Source organism: Arsenophonus endosymbiont of Bemisia tabaci Q2, from assembly GCF_902713415.1.
Taxonomy (GTDB): domain Bacteria; phylum Pseudomonadota; class Gammaproteobacteria; order Enterobacterales; family Enterobacteriaceae; genus Arsenophonus.
On record NZ_CACTIE010000006.1, the window covers coordinates 1 to 23451 of the forward strand.

Annotated in this window: 20 protein-coding genes, 1 other RNA gene and 7 pseudogenes; 10 read left to right on the forward strand and 18 right to left on the reverse strand. The window is 36.1% G+C overall.

Annotation, left to right across the window (positions count from 1 at the left end):
- The first annotated feature begins 86 nt into the window (after positions 1–86).
- From arcB to mtgA, 3 genes and pseudogenes are all read left to right on the forward strand, one after another.
- Positions 87–2420 (forward strand): aerobic respiration two-component sensor histidine kinase ArcB, encoded by a 2334-nt coding sequence (gene arcB, locus ARSQ2_RS00440; protein WP_181993980.1) that lies wholly within the window; start codon positions 87–89, stop codon positions 2418–2420.
- A 239-nt stretch (positions 2421–2659) separates the two neighbouring features.
- Positions 2660–3312: pseudogene (elbB, locus tag ARSQ2_RS00445) on the forward strand (isoprenoid biosynthesis glyoxalase ElbB).
- Between the two features lie 2 nt (positions 3313–3314).
- Positions 3315–4041, forward strand: a pseudogene (mtgA, locus tag ARSQ2_RS00450) (monofunctional biosynthetic peptidoglycan transglycosylase).
- Between the two features lie 843 nt (positions 4042–4884).
- On the opposite strand, the gene ARSQ2_RS00455 reads toward mtgA, so the two are convergent.
- From ARSQ2_RS00455 to ARSQ2_RS12095, 9 genes are all read right to left on the reverse strand, one after another.
- A complete protein-coding gene (locus ARSQ2_RS00455) occupies positions 4885–5070 on the reverse strand; it encodes a hypothetical protein (protein WP_181993981.1) in 186 nt (61 codons plus the stop codon).
- On the reverse strand, positions 5010–5540 hold the full coding sequence (locus ARSQ2_RS00460) for an IS630 family transposase (protein ID WP_338078211.1): 531 nt from the start codon (positions 5538–5540) through the stop codon (positions 5010–5012). Before ARSQ2_RS00460 ends, ARSQ2_RS00455 begins: the two co-directional genes overlap by 61 nt.
- Positions 5467–5829 (reverse strand): IS630 transposase-related protein, encoded by a 363-nt coding sequence (locus tag ARSQ2_RS00465; protein WP_181993982.1) that lies wholly within the window; start codon positions 5827–5829, stop codon positions 5467–5469. The genes ARSQ2_RS00460 and ARSQ2_RS00465 overlap by 74 nt, the downstream gene beginning before the upstream one ends.
- Positions 5830–6181: 352 nt before the next feature.
- Positions 6182–6757, reverse strand: coding sequence for a division/outer membrane stress-associated lipid-binding lipoprotein (gene dolP / locus ARSQ2_RS00470; RefSeq protein WP_181993983.1), 576 nt, complete (start codon positions 6755–6757; stop codon positions 6182–6184).
- 9 nt (positions 6758–6766) lie between these two features.
- A complete protein-coding gene (gene diaA, locus ARSQ2_RS00475) occupies positions 6767–7357 on the reverse strand; it encodes a DnaA initiator-associating protein DiaA (RefSeq protein WP_181993984.1) in 591 nt (196 codons plus the stop codon).
- Positions 7358–7418: 61 nt separating this feature from the next.
- Positions 7419–7760 (reverse strand): YraN family protein, encoded by a 342-nt coding sequence (locus ARSQ2_RS00480; protein ID WP_181993985.1) that lies wholly within the window; start codon positions 7758–7760, stop codon positions 7419–7421.
- A 262-nt stretch (positions 7761–8022) separates the two neighbouring features.
- The gene (locus ARSQ2_RS12085; RefSeq protein WP_238334222.1) at positions 8023–8268 is read right to left on the reverse strand and encodes a penicillin-binding protein activator; all 246 of its coding nucleotides are present in this window, start codon (positions 8266–8268) and stop codon (positions 8023–8025) included.
- Positions 8259–8675: a penicillin-binding protein activator gene (locus tag ARSQ2_RS12090; protein ID WP_338078212.1), complete on the reverse strand. Its 417-nt coding sequence runs from the start codon at positions 8673–8675 to the stop codon at positions 8259–8261. The genes ARSQ2_RS12085 and ARSQ2_RS12090 overlap by 10 nt, the downstream gene beginning before the upstream one ends.
- A gap of 348 nt (positions 8676–9023) precedes the next feature.
- Positions 9024–9563, reverse strand: a complete 540-nt coding sequence (locus ARSQ2_RS12095; RefSeq protein ID WP_238334223.1) for a penicillin-binding protein activator — start codon at positions 9561–9563, stop codon at positions 9024–9026.
- 59 nt (positions 9564–9622) lie between these two features.
- Here ARSQ2_RS12095 and rsmI point away from each other — a divergent pair, with 59 nt between their 5' ends.
- A complete protein-coding gene (gene rsmI, locus ARSQ2_RS00490) occupies positions 9623–10519 on the forward strand; it encodes a 16S rRNA (cytidine(1402)-2'-O)-methyltransferase (protein WP_181993986.1) in 897 nt (298 codons plus the stop codon).
- Between the two features lie 67 nt (positions 10520–10586).
- An RNA gene (gene rnpB / locus ARSQ2_RS00495) (RNase P RNA component class A) lies at positions 10587–10964 on the forward strand.
- 102 nt (positions 10965–11066) lie between these two features.
- Here rnpB and ARSQ2_RS00500 read toward each other — a convergent pair.
- Positions 11067–11205, reverse strand: a pseudogene (locus tag ARSQ2_RS00500) (KDGP aldolase); the annotation flags it as partial.
- A gap of 40 nt (positions 11206–11245) precedes the next feature.
- Between ARSQ2_RS00500 and ARSQ2_RS00505 the strand changes: the two are divergent.
- On the forward strand, positions 11246–11383 hold the full coding sequence (locus ARSQ2_RS00505; RefSeq protein ID WP_181993987.1) for a hypothetical protein: 138 nt from the start codon (positions 11246–11248) through the stop codon (positions 11381–11383).
- Here ARSQ2_RS00505 and ARSQ2_RS00510 read toward each other — a convergent pair.
- From ARSQ2_RS00510 to ARSQ2_RS00535, 6 genes and pseudogenes are all read right to left on the reverse strand, one after another.
- Positions 11328–11639, reverse strand: a pseudogene (locus tag ARSQ2_RS00510) (KDGP aldolase); the annotation flags it as partial. The gene ARSQ2_RS00505 and the pseudogene ARSQ2_RS00510 overlap by 56 nt on opposite strands.
- Positions 11560–11727 carry a hypothetical protein gene (locus ARSQ2_RS00515; protein ID WP_181993988.1) on the reverse strand — a complete coding sequence of 56 codons (168 nt, stop codon included), beginning with the start codon at positions 11725–11727 and terminating at the stop codon, positions 11560–11562. The pseudogene ARSQ2_RS00510 and the gene ARSQ2_RS00515, both read right to left, overlap by 80 nt.
- A gap of 18 nt (positions 11728–11745) precedes the next feature.
- A pseudogene (locus ARSQ2_RS00520) lies at positions 11746–12036 on the reverse strand (KDGP aldolase); the annotation flags it as partial.
- A pseudogene (locus tag ARSQ2_RS00525) lies at positions 12036–12179 on the reverse strand (SelA-like pyridoxal phosphate-dependent enzyme); the annotation flags it as partial. The pseudogenes ARSQ2_RS00525 and ARSQ2_RS00520, both read right to left, overlap by 1 nt.
- A gap of 156 nt (positions 12180–12335) precedes the next feature.
- Entirely contained in the window at positions 12336–12608 is a 273-nt protein-coding gene (locus ARSQ2_RS00530; RefSeq protein WP_181993990.1) for an ElaB/YgaM/YqjD family protein, read from the reverse strand.
- 223 nt (positions 12609–12831) lie between these two features.
- Positions 12832–13497 carry a DedA family protein gene (locus tag ARSQ2_RS00535; protein ID WP_181993997.1) on the reverse strand — a complete coding sequence of 222 codons (666 nt, stop codon included), beginning with the start codon at positions 13495–13497 and terminating at the stop codon, positions 12832–12834.
- 532 nt (positions 13498–14029) lie between these two features.
- Between ARSQ2_RS00535 and ARSQ2_RS00540 the strand changes: the two genes are divergently transcribed.
- Together ARSQ2_RS00540 and mrcB are read left to right on the forward strand one after the other, a co-directional pair.
- A complete protein-coding gene (locus tag ARSQ2_RS00540) occupies positions 14030–15007 on the forward strand; it encodes a TerC family protein (protein ID WP_181993991.1) in 978 nt (325 codons plus the stop codon).
- A gap of 1419 nt (positions 15008–16426) precedes the next feature.
- Positions 16427–18850 (forward strand): bifunctional glycosyl transferase/transpeptidase, encoded by a 2424-nt coding sequence (gene mrcB, locus ARSQ2_RS00545; RefSeq protein ID WP_181993992.1) that lies wholly within the window; start codon positions 16427–16429, stop codon positions 18848–18850.
- A gap of 128 nt (positions 18851–18978) precedes the next feature.
- Here mrcB and hemL read toward each other — a convergent pair whose 3' ends face one another.
- Complete coding sequence (gene hemL, locus ARSQ2_RS00550) at positions 18979–20262, reverse strand: glutamate-1-semialdehyde 2,1-aminomutase (protein WP_181993993.1); 1284 nt, start codon at positions 20260–20262, stop codon at positions 18979–18981.
- Between the two features lie 217 nt (positions 20263–20479).
- On the opposite strand from hemL, the gene erpA reads away from it, so the two are divergent.
- Positions 20480–20824, forward strand: coding sequence for an iron-sulfur cluster insertion protein ErpA (erpA, locus tag ARSQ2_RS00555; RefSeq protein ID WP_181993998.1), 345 nt, complete (start codon positions 20480–20482; stop codon positions 20822–20824).
- Positions 20825–20896: 72 nt separating this feature from the next.
- On the opposite strand, the gene mtnN is transcribed toward erpA, so the two are convergent.
- Entirely contained in the window at positions 20897–21610 is a 714-nt protein-coding gene (gene mtnN / locus ARSQ2_RS00560; RefSeq protein WP_181993994.1) for a 5'-methylthioadenosine/S-adenosylhomocysteine nucleosidase, read from the reverse strand.
- A 122-nt stretch (positions 21611–21732) separates the two neighbouring features.
- Between mtnN and dgt the strand changes: the two are divergent.
- Positions 21733–23277, forward strand: a pseudogene (gene dgt / locus ARSQ2_RS00565) (dGTPase).
- Positions 23278–23451 lie beyond the last annotated feature (174 nt).

Genomic DNA, 23451 nt, shown 5'->3' on the forward strand with positions numbered 1-23451 from the left:
ATTATCCCTCATAATGTATGTTAGATCCCTCTGTTTTTTATCTATATAAGTTATGATTTAACCTGATTTTTTGTATCGGAGTGTGTATGAAGCTGCTTAAAGGACTTGCTCAATATTATGTTGATTTAATGATGAAGCTTGGCTTAATTCGATTTTCCTTACTATTAGCCACAGCACTTTTCGTATTAGCTATGGTATTACAGATCGCGGTTGATATTTTATTATATGGCAATGTTCATAATATTGATTTGGTTCGCTCTATCTTTTTTGGATTGATTATTACGCCTTGGGCGGTCTATTTTCTTTCTGTTGTGGTCGAACAACTTGAAGAGTCTCGTCGTCGTTTATCAGGCATGGTTGATAAATTAGAAGTTATGCGTAAGCGTGATGCCGAGCTTACTGAGAAACTTAAAGGAAATATTGCTCAGCTCAATTTGGAAATTGCAGAGCGTGAAAAAATAAAAAAGGCACATTTAGAATTATTAGAAAAATTGCAAAAAGAGATGAAGCGCCGTGAGCAGACACAACTTGAGTTTGAACAGCAGTCTATATTATTACAATCATTTTTAGATGCATCACCTGATCTTGTTTATTATCGTGATGAAAATAATGATTTTTCTTATTATAATCGAGCAATGGAATTATTGACAGGTCGCAGTGAAAAGCTGCTTATTGGGCTAACTTATCGTGAAATTTATGGTGAGGAAGTTGCCGAAAAGGAGCTGGAAACTCATGAAAAAGTATTTCGTCATAATGTGTCATTGACCTATGAACAATGGTTGGTATATCCCGATGGACGGAAAGCATGCTTTGAAATACGTAAAGTCCCGTTTTATGATCGGGTTGGAAAACGCCATGGGTTAGTAGGGTTTGGACGCGATATTACCGAGCGTAAGCATTATCAGGAAGCGTTAGAAAATGCCAATAGGGATAAGACAACGTTTATTTCAACCATCAGTCATGAGCTTCGTACGCCGCTTAATGGGATTGTTGGACTGAGTCGTATATTACTCGATACTGAATTAACCGATGAACAAACAAATTATTTGAAAACTATTCATGTCAGCGCTATTACTTTAGGTAATATTTTCAATGATATTATTGAGATGGATAAGATTGAACGCCGCAAGGTTAGTTTAGATAGTCAACAAATTGATTTTAATGAATTTATTTCTGATCTTGAAAATTTATCGGGGCTTTTAGTACAACCTAAAGATTTAAAATTTATCTTAGAAGTAAAAGAAAATTTACCGAGCAAGATTATTACTGATGCAACACGGTTACGGCAAATACTATGGAATTTAATTGGTAATGCCGTCAGATTTACCCAACAGGGTGAGATCAAAGTTCGTATTTGGTATGAAGGACATGAGCAACTTTTTATTCAGGTTATTGATAGCGGTATTGGCATCCCAAAAGAGGAGCAAAAAAAAATTTTTGCCATGTACTATCAGGTAAAGGGTAGTGCTGGTTGCCGACCAGAAACGGGTACTGGAATTGGTCTTGCTGTTTCTAAACGGTTAGCGCAAAGCATGGGGGGAGATATACAGGTCGATAGTACATTAGGGGTAGGTTCTTGCTTCACTGTATCCGTTATAGCGCCCATTGTAGCAAAAACGGTTGAGACTCCAACAGCAGAAGCTGTTTTACGACCCAAGTTGCATATTCTTTTGGTGGAAGATATTGAATTAAATATCATCGTCGCACGATCTGTATTAGAAAAATTAGGCTATACCGTTGATGTTGCTATGAATGGAAAAGAAGCACTAAAAATGTTTAAAATTGGTAGTTACGATTTGGTTTTATTGGATATCCAACTACCTGATACGACCGGTCTCGATATTGCACGTCAGTTTCGTCAAATCTATGCTAATGATAAACTTCCACCTTTAATTGTATTAACAGCTAATGTATTGAAAGAAAAAAAAGAGTATCTTGCTGCCGGTATCGATGATGTATTGAGTAAACCAGTGTCGGTAAGTGCATTAATAAAGATTATTGAAAAATATTTGACCGATTGTAAAAATAAATCCATCAGCATTCCGCTAAAACAACTTGCCAATCATGATGAGGTATTAGATATCAATATGCTCAACCAATATTTCGAATTAGTTGGACAAAAACTGATTGAAGAGAGCATAAAGATCTTTGAAAATGTCATGCCAGGATACCTATCTTTATTGGATTCTAATATTGTGGCCAAAGACCGAAATGGGATTGTTTTAGAAGCCCACAAAATTAAAGGTGCAGCAAGTGCAATTGGTTTGCGCCATCTCCAGCAGTTAGCTCAACAGCTCCAATCTCCTGATTTACCTGCCTGGTGGGATAATATTCACGAATGGTTTGATGAATTAAAAGTAGATTGGCAAAAAGATGTTAAAGTTTTGAAACGATGGTTAGTCGGCGCTGAAAAAAGATAATCCCAACCGAAGTTGGGGTGCGCGAATACTGCGCCAACACCAGGCAAATGGTTTTTTCTCACCAATTATGATATGAATAAATCTAGATGGTGAGTAAAATAGAAACCTTTATTTTTTGTCAGCCAATCAGCATAACAAATATAATCGTTTTTGTTACAAGATTCATTAAAATTTGTGATCAAGTTCCATGTTATCACATTAAATGAATTAGTAACAATCTACTACAAATGGAGTCAAATATGAAACCTACTGCAGTAATTTTAAGCGGATGTGGTGTATTCGATGACAGTGAAATCCATGAATCAGTACTTACTATGTTATCTTTGAGTGAAAATGATGTTGAAATATTTTTTTGCACCTAATAGAGAGCAACTAGATGTTATTAATCATATAAATGGACAGAAAATCAAGAAAAAAGGAACATAATGGTACAGTCTGCACGTATTTCTCGTAGGAAAATAGCGCCTTTATGATCTGCTGATGCAAATAAATTTAGTGCAGTCATTATTCTTGGTGGTTTTGGGGTCGCAAAAAATTTATCTAATTTTGCTATTAAAGGAAGTGATTGTGAAATAGATAAAGATTTATTAACATTTTGTCGCGAAATTCATCAACAAGGTAAGCCCATGGGATTGATGTGTATTGCGCCTGTTATGTTACCTAAAATTTTAAACAAAGTGGTAAAGTTAACAATAGGCAATGATAAAAAACTATTGCTCAAATAGAACAAATGGGAGGAACATATATTATTTGTTCCTTTGATGATATTGTGCTTGATGAAGATAATAAAGTAATAACAACACCCGTTTATATCTTAGCATCATCAGTAAATGAAGCATGGCAAGAAATTAATAAATTACTTAAAAAAGTAATTGAACTGGCAAGCCGTTAGTTATGTTAGTTTACTTATTATTATTATGGCATTGGTTAAAAAGAGCATTATTAATCTTATTTTCTTGTTGGTTAATAACATTTTTGATTTTCAAATTTTTGCCTGTTCCGTTTTTGATGGTCATGCTAGAAAGAGAAATTAACGCTTGGTTATCATTAAACTTTTCTTATGCTTCTTGTTTCGCCTGGGTTGAGCTTAATGCCATCTCAGCGAAGATGTTAATTGCAGCGATTTCCGCGGAAAATCAAAATTTCCCAAATCATTGGGGATTTGATTTTCAGGCAATAGAAAGTGCTATCAACCAAAATTCGGCTAGTAAAAAACCTATTAGAGGAGCTTCAACTATAACTCAACAAGTTGTAAAAATCTTTGATTATGAGATGGGAGAAGCTGGCTTCGTAAAGGAGTTGAAGCTATTATGACGCGGATAATTGAAGTTATGTGGTCTAAAAAGCGGATTTTGACGATTTATTTGAATATTGCTGAGTTCGATGAGGGTATTTTTGGCGTAGAAAAGCAGCAAAATTTTATTTTAAAAAGTCGGAAAATCAATTAAATGCAGTTAAATCTGCACGATTAGCTGCTATTTTAAAAAATCCGCTAGCTTATTAAGTAAAAAACCATCTAATGATTTATTAATTCGTCAAGCGTGGATACTGGATACTTCAGCATATGCAGCAATTGGATGATAAGAATTTTCTGAAAAATAATGGCTTCATTGCTGACTGAATGGCTCATCAGAATATAGTAATGAAATTTTTTCAGCATTTTATTCTGAAAATATCAGTCCTGTTACTGGCTTCATATTTGATTGCTAAATAATAACTTTAATCATCATTTGATTTTTAACTGAATAAAGAGTTCTGAATATACTAGTCGTTTGGTTGAAAATGAAATCAGTTAGATAGAAGTTTGTTGATAAATCTATCCTGCCGTCTATCAACCAGAAGTATAATTAATACACGGAAGAGGGAGGACATCAGTCTTTAGCAATTTTTTATTAACTATAAAAAATAGTTAGAAAGATACACCGTCTCGAACCATTCTTCGAGCTGTGCTACGAACAGCAGCGATTGCTAAGGCTTTTTCTGCATCGGCATCGGGTAGAATAAAGCGTTTCATTAAATTCATTGCATTGCCTCCAAGCCAGTTTTAAAATTGAATAAATTTACCGGTAACATACTGAAAATAGCGATTTGTGATGGTCAATTGTAACGCAGATCCAATCCCCAAAATGGTCGCACCAATTGCGCTTCCCATCCATTCATTGGGATCGCCAACTGAAATTTTACGTAAGAAAAATGAAAATATTTTATCGCCTAAACTGCGGCCAACGAATCGACTAGTGGGATTATTACCAACATAAGCAGCAAATATAGCTGGGCGACTTTAAAATGATTACAAGTAATTACTCTATATCAGTAAATTTATATTGAAGAAAAACATATATTTTGTAATCAAAATTAAGACGCTTAGCTATATCATGCAGATCAAAAGTCGTTCCGGCATCAACACTGTTAGTAGCTAAAACTATACTATTTAGTGATGTGTGGTAATAAAAATTAGGTTTTATCATCGGGTCATTTTTTGTTGTTCATATAACCGTGGATCAATACTTTTTATTAATAAACCATGCGCGTTATATTGATGACGGGTAATGTGTTCATTAGTGATATAGCTAAGCGACTTAATTTTGATTACACCATATTGAGTACGAACAAAATATCTGTGTCGCATCCGAGCGCTCTTTTTTTGCATTTAGCTTGTGCCCATTCATGTTCAATTGGATTAAGATCTGGCGAATAGGTAGGCAAATATTCCACCATATGCCCCGCATCGATGATGCGTTGTTGAATACTCTGTTTCTTGTGAAAAGTTGCATTATCCATCATGATTACACTGTTTTTAGGAAGTACTGGGATAAGGACTTGGGTGACCCATGCATAGAAAACATCGCTGTTAATATTGATATCAAATAATCCGATAGCAAACAGCGTTGTGCCCAATAAAGCGCCGATAACATTTGTTCTTCTTTTAGCTCCCGAGTTCTTGAGACCAAGACACCGTTGACCTTTCGGGGAATAGCCGTGAGTCCGCGGGGTATCGTGTGAAAAACCACTTTCATCAATAAAAACAATATGCTTTCCTTCTTTTTCATACTGTTGTTTTTTTGTTGAAACGTTTGTCGAGTGTTTTCGTCGGCTTTCGGATGACGTAGAGTTTTTTATAGGTCACTCCCATTTTTTTAAGAGCTTGCCAAATAGCCTTCTGACAAACGCCAAAACGCTCTGCACGCTCTTTTGGGTAAGCATCTGGATATTGTTCAACATCTTTTATCAACTCGGATTTATCGATTTTTCGCTGACGCGTAGTCGATGCTTTTGGCTCTATTTGATTAATCCAACGCGATACAGATGCAGAGCCAATCCGAAATTGCTTCGCTGTTTCTCGGATACTCAACCCTTCTTCTTCCATCGTAAATATCACTTTACGTCTAAAATCAATTGAATAGCTCATATAAATAATGTCATCAAAATTAAGTCGCTTAGCTATATTATTTCATTAGATTATGCTTTAGATGTAAAATAATTATTGTTGTCAATATATTAACTTCAGGTAATAACAGAAGCGATTAAATCTCGAGGCTCGAGGAAAGTTGCTTAATTGGTTGATGTAGGTTTTTTTAGGATTGGGTTATTTTAAGAAATAGTACTAAAAATATTTTATTTTCGTTAAAGATAGCAAAGGTTATTGAGCGTCGTGAAATATAGCAGCTAAAGAGCGCTACTCTAAAATTTCTTACCCGGCCTTGTGGCTGCCGGGAAAAAAATTAGAAAGATAATCACTTTTTATATTGAATGAGAAAATATTAATTAAGGTAGGTAAATGCAGTAGTTACGCGTTTAACGCCATCCGTTTCACTGGCGATTTTTGCAGCAGCAGCTCCTTCCCGTTGAGTTAGAATACCAAGTAAAAATACCTCTCCACCTTCGGTAATAACTTTGACGGTTGATGATTTAACCGAATCATTGGTAAGAATTTGTGATTTTATTTTGGTGGTTATCCAGGTATCTTTAGACGCCGTACCAAGATCAACCGGCGTTGCCTGACGGATCTCATTATAAACTGCTTCAACACCTTTTACTTTGGTTGCTATCTGTTTCGCTCTTTCAGCTAATGCAAGAGCGGGCGCTTGGCCGGTAAGCAGTATCTTACCTCCATAAGCTGTAGTAATAATACGTGCATTGCGGGTAATTTCTTGGTCTTTGTTAATAGCAGCACTAACGCGGGCTTCTAATGTTCCATCATCGACTTGGCGACCGACACTTCTTGGATCCGTCGCACTTTTTGTAGCGACCGCCGCTGAGCCTATTACAGCAGCCCCAATGCATCCTTGTAATAAAAGGGTACTGCATATTATGGTAATTAGAGGAAATAGTCTCATTATTACTCCTTAGTCATCTTGATGCGGAAAAAGTGTATTATCGATTAGATCACATAAACAGTTAACTGTTAATAGGTGAACTTCTTGAATTCTGATGCTTCTTTGCGAAGGTATTCGAATTTCTACATCCTGTGTGCCTAATAAACCGGCTAATTCTCCGCCATCATGACCGGTTAAGGCCACAATCGTCATATCACGAGCGAGTGAAGCTTCAACCGCTTTTATCACAACGCGACTATCGCCTTTGGTGGCAATTGCAAGAAGTACGTCACCAGATTGGCCTAATGCACGCACTTGTTTTGCATATACCTCTTCGGGTTTTTGGCCATTAGCGATCGAGGTTATAATCGCATTGTCTGTGTTAAGACATAAAGCGGGTAGACTCGGACGTTCAGCTTCAAATTGATTGATCATACTGGTCGCAAAGCGTTGTGCAATAACTGCTGAGCCGCCACTGCCGCAACATAAGATTTTATTACCATTTAGCAAGGCGTGAACGATCATAATCGCTCCACGAGAAATAGCATCGGGTAATGCTTCAGCAGCGGCAATTTGTGTTTGAATACTTTCGGTAAAACAGGCTTTAATTTTCTCCAACACGTTAAGACCTACTTACATATAATTAGTGGATGGCATCATAGTCACTAAAGGCATTTGGTAATCATTCAAATTGATTGTTGGTAGTAGCACAAATATCAAAACGATATAAAGCGGTTTCTATGTTTTCATTTTGTTTAAGCAGGCATAATTTAGCGGCTGCAAGTAATTTTTTTCGTTTGTTTAAAGTTACTGACATCAATGCATTACCGAAGTTATCATGGCGGCGAAAGCGTACTTGAACAAAAACCCAAGTGTGTTGATCTTTCATAACTAAATCAATTTCTCCAACCGGGAAACTCACATTGCGGCTAATAAATTGCAGTCCTTGTTGTTGTAAGAATTGTTTGGCTTTATATTCGAAGTAACGTCCTTGTATCCAAGATAAATTTGGCGATTTTAGCATAGCGGATATCCTTATCTATAAGCTGAGGGTGTCGTTCAAATGACACTTTAGTCACTATTTTACTCTATTTTTATCTATTGGCTGACAAATTTTACTTTTAACTTACAATTTATTAAATCAATTGAACTTTTCCTTGTTTAAATTTCAACCACGGCAGGGTACGAAAAATTACGCAATTGTTACTATTTACACTTAGTTTGCCTGTGGCTCCATTTAGTTCGATATCATATTGTTGTAATTGATTGAAATGATTGGCTAATAATCAGGCATCAGTTCCCATAGCGTAAAGACGAATTAGCGAGTAATCAGCAGAGAGTCGTTGATTAGCTTGAGTTAGTAAAGTGGAATTAGCGCCGGAAAATAAAGGGATTTCACTAAATTGCAAGCCTTCCATTTCCAGATAATAATCAGTGCTTAAATCTGTTTGATGACTACGAGAACTGGCATAAAGCATTGGACGTGTGCGACTGTCGGTTGCGATATTTATCATCGGTTTAATCAATGACAATTCATCACTTGTGGCGAGAGAATATACACCGCATCAATCGCCTCTGCCGTATCGTTGGTATTTTGCTGTTCGGCAATTACTATTGACGTGCCTATCATCTGTATTCCAGTATTTTGAGCAGTTCTAGCTTTTAGGCTATCAATATTACCAAAACTTTGTTGACGAACTGGGGTTTGTTTCAATTTTTGCCACTCTTGTGCAAATATATTTGCGATACGTTCCCCAAAAGGAGAAGAAGGGATCAGGATCAAGGGTACTTGTTTGCCCTTTTTCCCCATATGACGAGCTGCATTAACCGCTTCATCTTCAGGCGACAGAGAAAAGTAAGAGACATTATTTTTAAGCGGCATTTTATCATTATCTAATTCATTTAATTTCAAAAGATTTAATGGAGTATTTATTTGAATAGCTTTAAGTACATCCGGTTTTAAAAGTGGCCCGACAACTAAGGTAAAATGCCATCCTGTTCAGCTTGTTGCAAGAGTGACTCAATCGATTGAGTATTGGTATCGTATACTTTAACCTTTTGATTATTAATAGGTGCATTGTCAATAACAAGCGATGGGGTTTGTGGATTTTTTTCCTGCGTTACATTATTGCTACTGCTAGTAATTGAATCAATAATACTTTGAACGGGATCACTATTTTGGCTATTTTGCTCGGATGAGCTGGTTGCGGTTATCAGATCGATGGGTAAACCTTTTTGGGCATCAAGGAAACCTTGTAAAATCGCTTCAGAAAATATTTTACCGTTATTACTTACTTAAAGGCAAGAATAGACCAATTTTAGGGTTTCTACTGATTGAAGATTGATGAATGATTTGTATTAGTGCTGTTGGGGAAGTTTTAACACCCGGATTGTCTGGATAGCGTATTTTCCAGTCATTAAATGCATTTTGTAATGCCGCCGGATCTTGGTAGTTATTATGATATAAATCAAGCAGATTAATCTTACCTTGTAAGACATTTTCATCTGCCCTAACAGCTAATTTTTGAACTTGTTCATCAGACAAACTGATTAACATTTGCCAAAAATCATCAATATTTTTCTGGTGATTAACCTTATTTTTTAATAGGGGTTCTTGCGCGATATAGGCGCGCAAAGCTTCAGCAGATGGTGTACCATTAGCCGGATCAATAATTGATTGATAATGGCTGATTTCAGAGCTTGCTTGTATGGTTGCATGGGCAGTCGGTTTACTTTGATCTAGTGAGGAATGACATCCTACTAACAAAAGAGAGGATAGTATCGCTATACATATCAAGCCTTTTTTAACAAAAATTGAAGAACGCATACTTTGTCCAGTCATGTAATTATTATTGCTCAATTTTAATTGGTTATTCGGAATAAACAATGAATGAACTTAATCAAGATATAGAGGTAGAGATGGTATCAACACTATATATTGTAGCAACTCCTATTGGTAATTTGGATGATATCACTCTGCGTGCATTGCAGATCCTTAAGCAGGTAGATCTTATTGCAGCGGAAGATACCCGGCGTACGCGTTTATTATTGCAACACTTTGCTATCAATACCCGCATGATTTCCTTACATGATCATAATGAACAACAGAAAACAGATCAATTAATTCCTCAATTAAAACAGGGACTAAGTATAGCGTTAGTTTCTGATGCAGGCACACCGCTAATTCATGATCCTGGTTATCATTTGGTAAAATCTTGTCGCCAAGCAGGTATTCTGGTAGTTCCTTTGCCTGGGCCATGCGCAGCAATTACGGCCCTTTCCGCTGCCGGTATCGCCTCAGATCGCTTTTGTTATGAGGGATTTTTGCCAGCAAAACGCAAGAGTCGACAAGAGGTATTGCAAGCGTTAATGGAGGAGTCGAGAACACTTATTTTTTATGAATCACCACATCGTTTGTTAGACACATTAGGAGATATGGTCGCTATTTGGGGCACTGAGCGTTATGTTCTCTTAGCTCGCGAATTAACAAAAACTTGGGAATCTATTCATGGTTTGCTGGTTGGAGAACTACTTGATTGGGTAAAAGTTGATGAAAATCGTTCTCGTGGCGAAATGGTATTGGTGGTTCAGGGATATAGAGCACAACAGGAGGGTGAAGTAGTTATTTCCTCAGAGGTAAAAAAAACGTTAACGTTACTAGAGCAATCATTGCCGTTAAAGAAGGCGGCGGCTATTACGGCAAAAATTTATGGTTTAAAGAAGAATGCACTATATAAATATAGTCTTGAACAAGAAGTTAGTGCTGATAGTGCAATCAAGTAGATTAGTTGTTGGCCAGTTGTGATAAACAACTATACAAATTAATGTTAAATCCCTATAATTCGGCGTTGGAGTTAGCCAGACAACCGCTGCTTTATTGTTGATTACCCTAGGTAATTGTTAATAAAGGGGAGGAAAGTCCGGGCTCCATAGGGCACAGGGTGCCAGATAACGTCTGGGAGGCGAAAGCCTACGACTAGTGCAACAGAGAGCAAACCGCCGATGGCTATTAAGCACAGGTAAGGGTGAAAAGGTGCGGTAAGAGCGCACCGCGCAACTGGCAATAGTTTGCGGCACGGTAAACTCCACCCGGAGCAAGGCCAAATAGGGGTTCACTAGATGCGGCCCGCATCGAACCCGGGTATAGGCTGCTTGAGTCAGTGCGCAAGTGCTGGCCTAGATGAATGGTTGTCCACGACAGAATCCGGCTTATCGGCTGACTCTAAAACATTAAAAACCCCATTTTAAGTAAAATTACAATAGGGTTTTACTTTTAGACTATTTAGAGTGCAATAAAATTGATAAACCGATTATTTATTATCAATAGCGTCTATAAACATTGCTTAGTCATTTCAAATAATTTTTTAACGTCCTCAGGACGCGTATTACCGGTTGCTTTATCAATGAGAGCTATAAATATGAGGAATAATTTTCTTTACACCAGCATTTAATGGAATTTTGAGAATTTCGGTGTTTCGGTGTTTCGGTGTATAGCTAGGCGATTTTAAAATGATTGCAAGTAATTACTCTATATCAGTAAATTTATATTGGAGAAAAACATATATTTTTTTAATCAAAATTAAGACGCTTAGCTATAATTGTTTAAGTCGATACCGCCAGTTGGTTCAAGATAAAAATCACAGCTAGCAGAAGCTTCTGCAACAACTTGATATTTTTCGCGATATTTTAACCCTTCCATATTAAAAAATTTCACAGAACTTGTGCCCATATCTTTTAACATTGCAATTGCCGTTTCAACAGGAAAAATGGCGTCTGGATAATTTGAGCTTAGCGGCCCGGTAGAAATTTTTACTTTACCCACTTCAGGGGTTGGCGAAATAAGCGCATTCACAATAGTCTGATCTTGACCTAATAATGCACGACTGGTTGCGGGACCAGTAAATATAGCTAAGCGTCTTAATTTTGATTACAAAAATATATGTTTTTCTCCAATATAAATTTACTGATATAAAGTAATTACTTGTAATCATTTTAAAGTCGCCCAGCTATACCTGGTTTACATGTTGCGGCTGAATGACTTTAGCAATCTGCGAAACCATACTAGATTGATTAGGATCGCCTGCACCTAAACCGACAGAAAGTGCATTATCAATTTCATCAGCATATTTAACCATATCGTCAATAGCACTATTTAAGTCAGTATAGTTTTTTGACAGCACGCCAACCACAACATAAGTTTCAGCGGCTTGATCAATCTCTTTAGCATTTTGGTGAGAGCCTGCCAGAACATTGAGACAAACACGATCATGATAGAAATTAGGGGTTAATTGTTTTCCCATTATTTGACTCCAGTAACAACTTGGCGTATGCGTGAGACAATTGTTTTTAATTGTTCGTTAGTAACACTGCGAATATTAGCTTTAACTTTTCCTTCGTTGGCTTTATATTCGCGAAAATAGATAGCGGTATCGCCCTTTTTCAATTCTGCCATCATGGCATAAGTATAGCTAAGCGACTTAATTTTGATGACATCATTTATAGCTGGGCGACTTTAAAATGATTACAAGTAATTACTCTATATCAGTAAATTTATATTGGAGAAAAACATATATTTTGTAATCAAAATTAAAACGCTTAGCTATACCAGCCCGACAGCGGCACCAACACCAATACCTGTCCATGGATTTTCATGTACATAATCATCAGCACGGCCAGCAACTTCCTTAGTTTGATGAATAATTTTACGGCTTACATCACTCAGTTTTTGGCGAGAATCATCTAACGCTTTTTCTGCTTTACGGCGAATTTTGTCAATTTCTGCTTTGGATTTATTTTTTGTATTGTACAAAACTTCTTCCAAAGAATCCGCTAATAATTTTAACTCTGTACGCAGGTTTTCTTTATTTTTCATAACGTTAACCTCTCTCAATAAATAATGTTAATTATTATCACTCTTATTCTTTGAGAATAGTAAAAGAACCAATAAAATCAATCTATATCTCATTTAAGGTAATTTAAAATTTGTTATATTGAAATATAAAAATAATTATACTGGTATGAAAATTTGATAAACGGTTTGACCGAAAGCTATGCTGTTACCAGGAAAGTAGGCAACAGCATAAGTTAGTTTGGATTTAGGGATTAAGGCGCTTAAATTTTTTCTTTAGTACTACGGTTATACTGCCTATTAGGCCAATAAAAAGCAAAAAAAGCGGGATCAACATCAAAATACTCATGATTTGGCGTTCGTAGTATTGAAAGAATGGGCTTTTACCGAATACATAACCAATACTAGTTAAAATCAATACCCAAAGTAATCCACTAAGCCAATTAAAAAACTGGAAGCGTTTATCAGGTAAACCGGATAGGCCGGCGATGGTAGGTAGGATGGTCCTGATAAAAGCAAGAAAGCGGCCAATAAGCAGCGCTGCTAAACCATGGCGATGAAACAGGCCATAAGCACGGTGGTGATAATGTTCAGGTAAATGAAAAAGCCAGCTTTGCACAATTTTATTATTTCCTAGCCATCTACCCTGAAGATAGCCTACCCAGTAACCCAAACTGGCACCTGCGGTTAAGATAATAACTGTCAATGGATAATTGATAGTGTCTTTAGCTATTAGGACGCCTACTAGAATGAGTAAACTGTCACCGGGTAAAAAAGCGGCAGGTAATATTCCATTTTCCAAAAATAATATTATAAATAATATAATGTAGATAGCCCATACTAATGAAGGATTCATTAGCATATTGTAATCTTGATGCCAGAGTGCAAAAAAAAGTTCTTTAACTAATTCCATCAAGTGTTTCCTAAATACCGTGATCTTTAAACCTAATTGGGAGTTATTACCTATTATCCCTTATTAGAGATAATGTGAACCTAGTTAAAAGGGTTGTAGTATGAGCCTAAATATTAAATTCAGATATAAGCATAATATATTAGACTAGTGTAATACTCTAACAAAATCATAAATAACTAAATAGCAAATTTTTCGTTGAAATTGACTCTCTATTTTATATTTTATTTTTTTATAATTCATGAAGTACATTTACTTATATCTTGTGTTTCGCTAGCAGATCTTTTATTTTAATAGCTAGCAAAGGGGAGTAACTTCTTTAGCCGGTCTATGGTCATTACGGTGTTATGCACCCGGTAACTGGGCATCACAGGTGGATATCAAAGTAGTTTTTGTGTTGTAAGTGAGACCTTGCCAGCGGGCAAGGTTTACTTATAATTTAAATTAGTGGAATAGAAACCTATAAAGACTAAAATGGATTATAACGGCTGAGCCTTCTGTAGGAATCGGTCGTTTTTCTTTTCTAGGAGCTAAAATGCATTCTGTTGCTACTCCCGTATTATGGGCAATCTTTACTGTTCTTATTGCGATTATGTTACTTATTGATATTTCTTTACAGGGTAAGCATCCAGGAAAAGAAATAACAGTAAGACAGGCTGTTGTATGGAGTTTTATTTGGATTAGTTTGGCATTATTGTTTGTCTTAAGTTTATGGTTTTATTTTAAACAGACAACTAGCCTAACGATGGCTAATCGCCAGACAATGGCTTTTTTAACCGTTTATTTACTGGAAAAAGCGTTAGCTGTTGATAATGTATTTGTTTGGTTAATGTTATTTGATTATTTTTCAATCGCAGTCAATTTACAGCACCGAGTTCTTATCTATGGTGTCTTGGGTGCGATAGTATTGCGTACTATCATGATCTTTACAGGTAGTTGGCTAATCTCTCAGTTTCACTGGGTTTTTTATCTCTTTGGCATTTTTCTATTATTTACCGGTATAAAAATGTTTTTTGTTAAAGAAAATGATCAATCGTTTGATAAAAAACCACTAGTAAAATGGGTCGGTTCTCATTTACGCATGACAGATACTTTACATGGCGAGCGTTTTTTTATTCGTCAACAAGGTATTTTATTCGTTACTCCGTTAATTATGGTATTAATTTTAGTTGAGATTAGTGATATTATTTTCGCCGTGGATAGTATTCCTGCCATTTTTTCAGTAACAACGGATCCTTTTATTGTCTTGACTTCAAATCTATTTGCGATTTTAGGCTTGCGAGCAATGTATTTTGTTTTATCAGGTATTGCTGAAAAATTTTCTATGCTAAAGTACGGGCTATCTATTATCTTAATTTTCATTGGTATAAAAATGTTATTAATGGATATTTTTCATATTCCAATCGCTGTATCGTTAAGTATTGTTACGGGAATTTTAACATTAACGATGTTCATTAATCATATTGTTAATAAATGCAAAAAAATTATTTATTTACTAAATAAATATCTTTAAATATTATATATGTTGTATGCCTTTATATTGATTAACAATGATAGAAAGGGATATTGCTACTTTCTCTATTAGTAAAATGAGTTCTGTTAGTTAATTTATTAATAAAAGAGTTAGCTAATTGTTTATCTAATAAATATGTCTTTATTTTTCGATTAGAGCCATTACCCTTATTATAATCACCTATATATTTATAAATTGCCACGGATTTTTAGTTTTATCTTGCTCATCCAAAAGCCAACAACACCTCAACATAATCAGGATAAACTTAATGATTAAAATATTATCACTAAAAAAATAAGAAAGAACTACCAAATATCTTCTAAAACTATTTTGGTTAATTTTTCACTATACTAATTTTTGTTTACTTAAATTTTAGCTAAATTTCAAAAATCTTATACATATAAATAAACGCAATAATATAACTATTTTATAGTCTACTCTAAAATACCGTAAGTAAAGTGAATACAAAAAATTGTCGATTACTATAAATAACTTTTCTAAATCAATATGTTAAAATTATACAACCATGCTTACTAAAGATGTTGTTTTTAACTGTCCTGTAAAAATTCAATTGATATCATTATGTGAAAATAGATCTATGAAGAAGCACAATTCTATCAAATCTCCTATCATTCAAATGTGACCCTACGCTAAAATTAATAACATTTAACTACCAAAAGAATGAAAATTACATTTTTATACTTTTACAACGTTATTTATATCCTAACTATTTAATGTAGGACTTTACGACAATTTAATAATTATAAAATAATACATCGGTAAATATGATAAAAATCACAATTTATTAATAATAATATAGTCTTAAAACTATTAATATAGGTTAAATTAAGATAATTTTTCTACAATTTTTGTTGCAATTGGCTATTAAGTAAAACAATAATCCAATACTAAGAACCCATCATAAGGAAAATGGATATGCATCTCTTTCCTCATCTATTTAAGCCATTAGACTTAGGTTACACTCAATTAAAAAACAGAGTAATTATGGGCTCTATGCACATACTGGGCTAGAAGAGCATCCTCAAGCTAGTGTTATAGCTAAGCGTCTTAATTTTGATTACAAAATATATGTTTTTCTCCAATATAAATTTACTGATATAGAGTAATTACTTGTAATCATTTTAAAGTCGCCCAGCTATAGAGACGGCTAAGGGCAAAGCAATGGTACAATATTTGGCACTAAAAGTTAATAATTGTTGCTTTTTCATATAAATTAATGGATAGATAGTGGTAATAATCTTATTATCAGAGTATAAAACTGCTATTTAGCGGATATTTATTATTTAATTATGATAAAAATGCTATTTTAATGAGATTTCTGAAAGAAATATCTGTAAGTTATCATTAAACTCTTGGGTTAAAAATAAACTAATAGTAAATAAAGATTGATTTTATACCATGCATGACAAAGATAATTATGAACCCATTGGGCGCAGATCTAAGAAAAAGCCCACTGGTAAAAAATCAAAATCTCATCAAAATAATCGGTTAGATAACTATGATTATGAGTATGAAGATATTGATGACAACAAGGAAGAAGAACTAATGGCAAGTAAAGAGAATAAGTCTCGGCCACCTAAAGATAGATGGCGTTGGTTTTGGTTGTTTGTCAAAATTGCCATAGTCTTGGCATTGTTAGTTGGTGTCTATGGTATCTATTTATATCAGAAAATCAGTGATCGTCTTGATGGTAAAGTTTGGGATCTACCAGCTGCAGTTTATGGCCGAATGGTTAATCTTGAACCGGGGATGAATTACAGTAAAGAAGAGATGATTCGATTATTAGATGGCATGCAATATCGCCAGGTAAATAAAATTACTTTACCTGGTGAGTATATTGTTAAAGATAACACGATAGAAATGTTACGCCGGCTATTTTCCTTTCCTGATCAAAGAGAAGAACAGATTTTAGCTAAATTAAGTTTTGATCATGCTCGGCTCACCAATATTACTAATATGGAAAATGGGCGTTCGTTTGGTTTTTTTCGACTAGATCCTAAACTTATCACCATGATGCAATCGGCGAACAATGAGCAACGCTTAGTTTTGCCGAGAGAAGATTTTCCTGATTCTTTAGTCAAAATATTACTTGAAACTGAAGACCGACATTTTTATGAGCATGATGGAGTAAGTATTTATTCTATTGGGCGTGCGGTTATTGCTAATTTAATGGCTGGTAAGACGCTTCAGGGTGGCAGTACGCTAACTCAACAATTAGTTAAAAACTTATTTTTAAGTAATGAAAGAACGTTAATACGTAAAACTAATGAAGCTTATATGGCGATTTTAATGGATTCTCGCTATAGCAAAGAACGTATTCTTGAACTGTACTTAAATGAAGTTTATTTAGGACAAAGCGGCGATGACCAAATTCGGGGTTTTCCCCTTGCTAGCCTCTACTATTTTGGTCGTCCAATCGATGAGCTGAGTATTGATCAACAAGCGTTATTAGTTGGTATGGTGAAGGGAGCATCACTATATAACCCATGGCGTAACCCTAAATTGGCGCTAGAACGTCGTAATTTAGTGTTAAAGCTATTGGAAACGCGCGAAATTATCGATCATGAAATGTATAATATATTGAGTGCTCGTCCTTTAGGCGTTAAACCCAGAAGCGGTGTTTTGACACCTCAACCCGCCTTTATGCAGCTCGTTCGGGAAGAATTGGTTGAAAAATTGGGCGATAGAGTAAATAACCTTTCTGGAGCTAAAATCTTTACTACTTTAGATCCAATCTCGCAGCAAGCAGCTGAAAATGCCGTCGAACAGGGGATAGCAGATTTACGTAAAACACGTAAGTTGCCTGATCTGGAAGGCGCGATGGTGGTGGTTGATCGTATTAATGGCGAAGTTCGCGCTATGGTTGGTGGCTCACAACCACAATATTCTGGTTTTAACCGAGCGTTAAATGCTCGCCGCTCAATTGGTTCACTGGCTAAGCCGTCAACTTATCTTACCGCATTAAGTGAACCAGACCGTTTTCGTTTAAATACTTGGGTACCTGACGAGCCGATTAGCGTCAAATTTGATAATCAAATATGGGAACCGAGAAATTATGATCGCCGTTTTCGGGGACAGGTCATGTTGATTGATGCTTTGGCCAGCTCACTGAATATTCCGACGGTGAATGTTGGCTTGAGTGTTGGCTTGGATCAGGTTAGTAAAGTATTAGTAAGTCTTGGTGTGCCAAGTGATGCGATAGAAAAAGTGCCGGCAATGTTATTAGGTGCCTTGAACTTAACGCCAATGGAAACGGCGCAAATGTTTCAAACCATTAGTGGCGGCGGCAATCGAGCGGGATTATCGGCATTACGGTCCGTGATTGATGGTGATGGCAATGAACTTTATCAAAGTTATCCATCTGCAGAGCGGGCAGTATCTCCTCAGGCAGCTTATCTAACACTTTATGGTATGCAACAAGTGGTTGAGCGTGGAACATCTCGTTCATTAATGAATAAATTTGCTCAATATCACTTAGCCGGTAAGACCGGAACAACAAATGATCTACGTGATAGTTGGTTTGCTGGTATCGATGGTAAGGAAGTGGCAATTGCTTGGGCTGGTCGTGATAATAATGGTCCGACAAATCTTACTGGTGCAAGTGGTGCATTACATCTATATCGTCGTTATTTAGAAAATCAGACTCCATTGGCATTGGATAATTGCTCTCCCGATGGAATTATGGAGATGCGAGTGAATATCGATGGCAGTTTTAACTGCGCAGGTGGTGCAGATCGTATTTTGTCAGTATGGACAGAGGATCCCCAAGCATTATGTCAGCAAGTGGTACAAGTATTGAAGCCAAACCTGAACTTAAATTAACAACAGAGCAAAAGTAATGATGCACCTGCTTGGGTGAAAGAGATGTTTGGACAGTAATAAAAATCTAGTAAACCGGCGCTATGGTAAAAAATTAGCGCCGGTTTTTTTATGGCTTCATAAATCATCAGTTAGTTCATCTTATTAAAAGCATTTTCTGCTGCTTTAATTGTGCGATCAATATCTTCATCACTATGCGCAATGGACATGAAACCCGCCTCAAAGGCAGAAGGTGCCAAATAAACGCCTTCATCTAACATGAAATGGAAGAATTGCTTAAATTTCTCAATATCACATTGCATGGCATCCTGATAGCAGTTAATTTGTGGTGCTGCCGTAAAAAATAGACCAAATATGCCGCCAACATGATTAACAACTAACGGAGTAGCAGCTTGTTGCGCTTTTTCTTGTAAGCCTGTAACAAGTTTTTTCGTCAGTTCTGCTAAGCGTTTATGGGTATTGGGTTTAGCAACTTCTGTTAGGCAAGCAAGGCCTGCTGCCATCGCTAATGGGTTGCCTGATAAGGTACCGGCTTGATAAATTGGCCCTATTGGAGCTAGTTTTTCCATCAATTCGCGGCGGCCACCGAATGCGCCAACAGGCATACCACCGCCGATTATTTTACCTAAACAGGTCAAATCAGGTTTAACTTGATAATGTGCTTGTGCGCCACCTAAGGAAACCCGAAAGCCGGTCATCACTTCATCGATAATTAATAACGCGCCAAATTGATCGCATAATGTACGTAGTCCAGGCAAGAATTCAGCCTCGGGCAGAATACAATTCATATTGCCCGCTACTGGCTCTACAATCATAGCAGCGATTTCTTGCGGATATTGGGCAAAAGTACGCCGAACTGAATCTAAATCATTAAATGTACAGGTAAGAGTATGTTTGGCAACATCAGCGGGAACGCCAGGAGAATTAGGTTGACCAAAGGTTAAAGCGCCTGAGCCTGCTTTAACTAATAGGCAGTCGGCATGTCCATGATAACAGCCTTCAAATTTAATAATCTTGTCACGGCCTGTATAACCGCGAGCAAGCCGTATGGCACTCATTGTGGCTTCTGTGCCTGAATTTACCATACGAACCATTTCGATGGATGGAATAAGTTGAGTAATTATTTCTGCCATTGTTACTTCAATGGCGGTCGGGGCACCAAAACTCAGGCCATTTTCTGCTGCTTGGATGACCGCTTGCTTAATTGTCGGGTGATTATGACCTAAAATCATCGGTCCCCAAGAACCAACGTAATCGATATAAGCTTTGCCATCAACATCATAAATATAAGCACCGTCAGCTCGCTGAATAAATAATAGATAGCCGCCAACACCATTAAACGCCCGAACCGGTGAATTGACACCGCCAGGAATAAAATTTTTGGCTTTTAGGTAAAGTGTTTCAGATTGACTCATTAAATAACTCCAAGCATTAGTCCAGCAGAAATTTTGCGCATATCTTAAAGCAGTATTGGCAGTAAACCAAATAGCAAATGTAGCGAGAATTTTTTAAATCAGTTAATTTCGGCTCGATCTTGAATCAATTGGCCGGCTGTTAGATAATCATCCCTTGTCCACTGAAGTATTGATGCTTCCTGCGTCTATTGATTGGCATGTCGGCCTGGAGTTAGAAATGAGTAATGATACTGCACTGGCTATACAGTTTACTGATGCTGCAGCGAATAAAGTTAAAGCGTTGATTGCGGATGAAGAAAATCCCAATTTGCGTTTGCGTATCTATATTACTGGTGGAGGCTGTAGTGGTTTTCAATATAGTTTAACCTTTGATGATAAAATGAATGAAGGTGATTTAACCATTGAAAAGCAAGGCGTCGAACTAATCGTTGATCCTATGAGTTTACAGTATCTGGTTGGCGGTTGTGTTGATTATATTGAAGGATTAGCAGGGTCACGGTTTGTTGTAACCAATCCAAATGCGAAAACAACTTGTGGTTGCGGTTCTTCATTTAGTATTTAATCGTTTAACTTACTAAGGGTAATTAATAATCCTTAGTATAGGGGATCTGGGCTATAAGTGGTTGTTAATAGCTCATTTACAGCTTTGGCTTGAGTTAGCTAAATTAGCCAGCATAGTTTGCACCAATAGGCTTGATTGACGAACCGCGACAGGCAAAAATTCGTCAAAAGAGAGATGGGACTTTTTATCAGCGACATCAGAAATTGCACGCACAATAACGAATGGGATATTAAATTGATAACATACATGACCAATTGCGGCGCTTTCCATTTCAACAGCGATGGCAGTAGGAAAAGTTTGCCGAATATAGGTTAGCTCTTTCGCGCCATTAATAAAGCTATCACCACTACAAATCAAACCGCGAACAGCACGTAAATCTAATTTTTCAATACACTTTTCGGCCAGTTCTTGTAATTTTTTATCCGCTTTAAATGTGGCTGGACATTGTGCCATTTGGCCTGGTTGGTAACCAAAGGCGGTGATATTGACATCATGATAGCAAACTTCAGTTGAAACCACGATATCAGAAACCTGCAAAACAGGTACTAACCCACCGGCGGAGCCAGTGTTAATAATAAATTCAGGGGCAAAATGTTCTATTAGTAATGTTGTCCCCATTGCCGCAGAAACTTTACCAATGCCTGATTTTAATAATGCGATATCAAGATCATCAAATTTTCCCCAGTAAATTTCGCAGCCAGCCCATGATAATGTCAACTGAGCATTGATTTGCTCGCGCAATAATGCTACCTCTTGCTCCATTGCACCTATTATTGCAACTTTCATTGTGTCATACTCATAGTTGATTAATTAGACATGTTGTCAGATCCGTGCCATTGTAACATTGAAAAGAGAAAAAAGTTAACTGTGATCCATTAGTTGGGAATATTTCATCATCGGGAGGGGAAATGTCCAAGATTGATTTTAGGCAAAAGCTCAATTTTCTTCGTAAATATAGTGATTACAATGTTGATGCAAAGAATGAGGAACAAGTTAATCGTCAATTTGAAAGTGATCGAGGGCGCATTATTAATTCTGCCGCAATACGCCACTTACAACAGAAGACTCAAGTCTTTCCTTTAGAACAAAATGCGGCGGTTCGAAGTCGTCTGACGCATTCGTTAGAAGTGCAGCAAATTGGCCGTTTTATTGCAAAGACTGTGATAAGCCAATTGAAAAAAAAGAAATTGCTGGCAACTTATGGTCTCTCTGAGCGCCTTGATGCGTTTGAAAGTTTGATTGAAATGGCATGTTTAATGCATGATATTGGCAACCCACCTTTTGGTCATTTTGGTGAGGCCGCCATTAAGAGCTGGTTTTCAACATTACTTGACGCTGAATTTTTCTACTAAATCAAAGGCTAAAGATCAATGCCAAATTAATTTTCTACAACTAACAAATGAATCTAACAAAGATTTGCTTCGTCGCCAATTACGTATAGATCTTTGTCAATTTGAAGGTAATGCTCAGGGACTTAGAATGATCCATGAATTGTTAAAATTGAACCTGACTTATGCCCAAATTGGCTCAATCTTAAAATATACTAAAGGTGCTTATCAACTGGATAAAATCCCTAAAGATTTTGATTATTTAACTAAAAACCGGGCTATTATTGGTCAGAAGATAGTTTTATCAAAGAGTTGTATCGTCGATTAGATATGAAGCCATATTGTCGTTTCCCGCTTTCCTACATTATGGAAGCGGCAGATGATATCTCTTATTGCATTGCCGATTTGGATGATGCGGTAGAAAAAGGTATTTTCAGTGTTGATAAGCTGTTGGAATATTTACGGCAAGGTTTAGTTGGAGACAGGTAAAAAAGCAAAAGGTGATTTATTTGAACAAACAGTAGAAAAGCTTACAAAAGTATTAATCAGAATGAAACAAGATGTAGCAAGCAAGATCAATTTTTTATGTATCTTAGACTTAATATTATTAGTAAATTGGCGTCGTATAGTTCTCATCGTTTTATTAAACATTTAGCTGAAATTTATGCCGGAAGTTTTAATAGTGCCTTATTAGAAGATAAAAGTGATGAACATCATCTCTTGGAGGTATTGAAAGGCGTTGCCTATAAACATGTATTTACGCACCCGGAAGTTGAACAATTAGAATTAGAGGCTTATCGAATAATTAGTGATTTACTAAACTTTTATCGCCCATTATTATTAATGCCACGTCCTGATTTTACGCAGCTTTATCAAAATAAGTATCACAAGAAGTATTTCATTGAAACACGTCTATTGCATAAATTATCCACTAAACATTGTTTAGCTTATGGTGAAGGCATTGAAGTAATTTGCACTACTCATGAGACAGAAAAAGATATATTAGAATTTTATTACCGCGCTCGTCTTATACAAGACTATATTAGTGGTATGACAGATCATTATGCTTATCAGGAATATCGAAAATTTGCTGTAAAAATTAAAAATGTTATGTTATTAAATTAAATAACGAAAATAAGCATTACTTAAATATATAGATTGGAAAATATTTTAAGTAATGCTTTAGAAAAACATATTAATTAAATATCGAGTTAAGGACTGATAAGTGAAAAATGTTTTGAATTTAAAAACCATTATAATCTAAATTACTCTATTTATATAATTAAAGTGATTTTAATA

Coding starts and splice junctions, on each gene's coding strand:
- arcB (WP_181993980.1), top strand. CDS start 87: ATGAAGCTGCTTAAAGGACTTGCTCAATATTATGTTGATTTAATGATG.
- ARSQ2_RS00455 (WP_181993981.1), bottom strand. CDS start 5,070: ATGCAAAAAAAGAGCGCTCGGATGCGACACAGATATTTTGTTCGTACT.
- ARSQ2_RS00465 (WP_181993982.1), bottom strand. CDS start 5,829: ATGAGCTATTCAATTGATTTTAGACGTAAAGTGATATTTACGATGGAA.
- dolP (WP_181993983.1), bottom strand. CDS start 6,757: ATGAGACTATTTCCTCTAATTACCATAATATGCAGTACCCTTTTATTA.
- ARSQ2_RS00480 (WP_181993985.1), bottom strand. CDS start 7,760: ATGCTAAAATCGCCAAATTTATCTTGGATACAAGGACGTTACTTCGAA.
- ARSQ2_RS12095 (WP_238334223.1), bottom strand. CDS start 9,563: ATGCGTTCTTCAATTTTTGTTAAAAAAGGCTTGATATGTATAGCGATA.
- rsmI (WP_181993986.1), top strand. CDS start 9,623: ATGAATGAACTTAATCAAGATATAGAGGTAGAGATGGTATCAACACTA.
- ARSQ2_RS00505 (WP_181993987.1), top strand. CDS start 11,246: ATGATTGCAAGTAATTACTCTATATCAGTAAATTTATATTGGAGAAAA.
- ARSQ2_RS00515 (WP_181993988.1), bottom strand. CDS start 11,727: ATGATTACAAGTAATTACTTTATATCAGTAAATTTATATTGGAGAAAA.
- ARSQ2_RS00530 (WP_181993990.1), bottom strand. CDS start 12,608: ATGAAAAATAAAGAAAACCTGCGTACAGAGTTAAAATTATTAGCGGAT.
- ARSQ2_RS00535 (WP_181993997.1), bottom strand. CDS start 13,497: ATGGAATTAGTTAAAGAACTTTTTTTTGCACTCTGGCATCAAGATTAC.
- ARSQ2_RS00540 (WP_181993991.1), top strand. CDS start 14,030: ATGCATTCTGTTGCTACTCCCGTATTATGGGCAATCTTTACTGTTCTT.
- mrcB (WP_181993992.1), top strand. CDS start 16,427: ATGCATGACAAAGATAATTATGAACCCATTGGGCGCAGATCTAAGAAA.
- hemL (WP_181993993.1), bottom strand. CDS start 20,262: ATGAGTCAATCTGAAACACTTTACCTAAAAGCCAAAAATTTTATTCCT.
- erpA (WP_181993998.1), top strand. CDS start 20,480: ATGAGTAATGATACTGCACTGGCTATACAGTTTACTGATGCTGCAGCG.
- mtnN (WP_181993994.1), bottom strand. CDS start 21,610: ATGAAAGTTGCAATAATAGGTGCAATGGAGCAAGAGGTAGCATTATTG.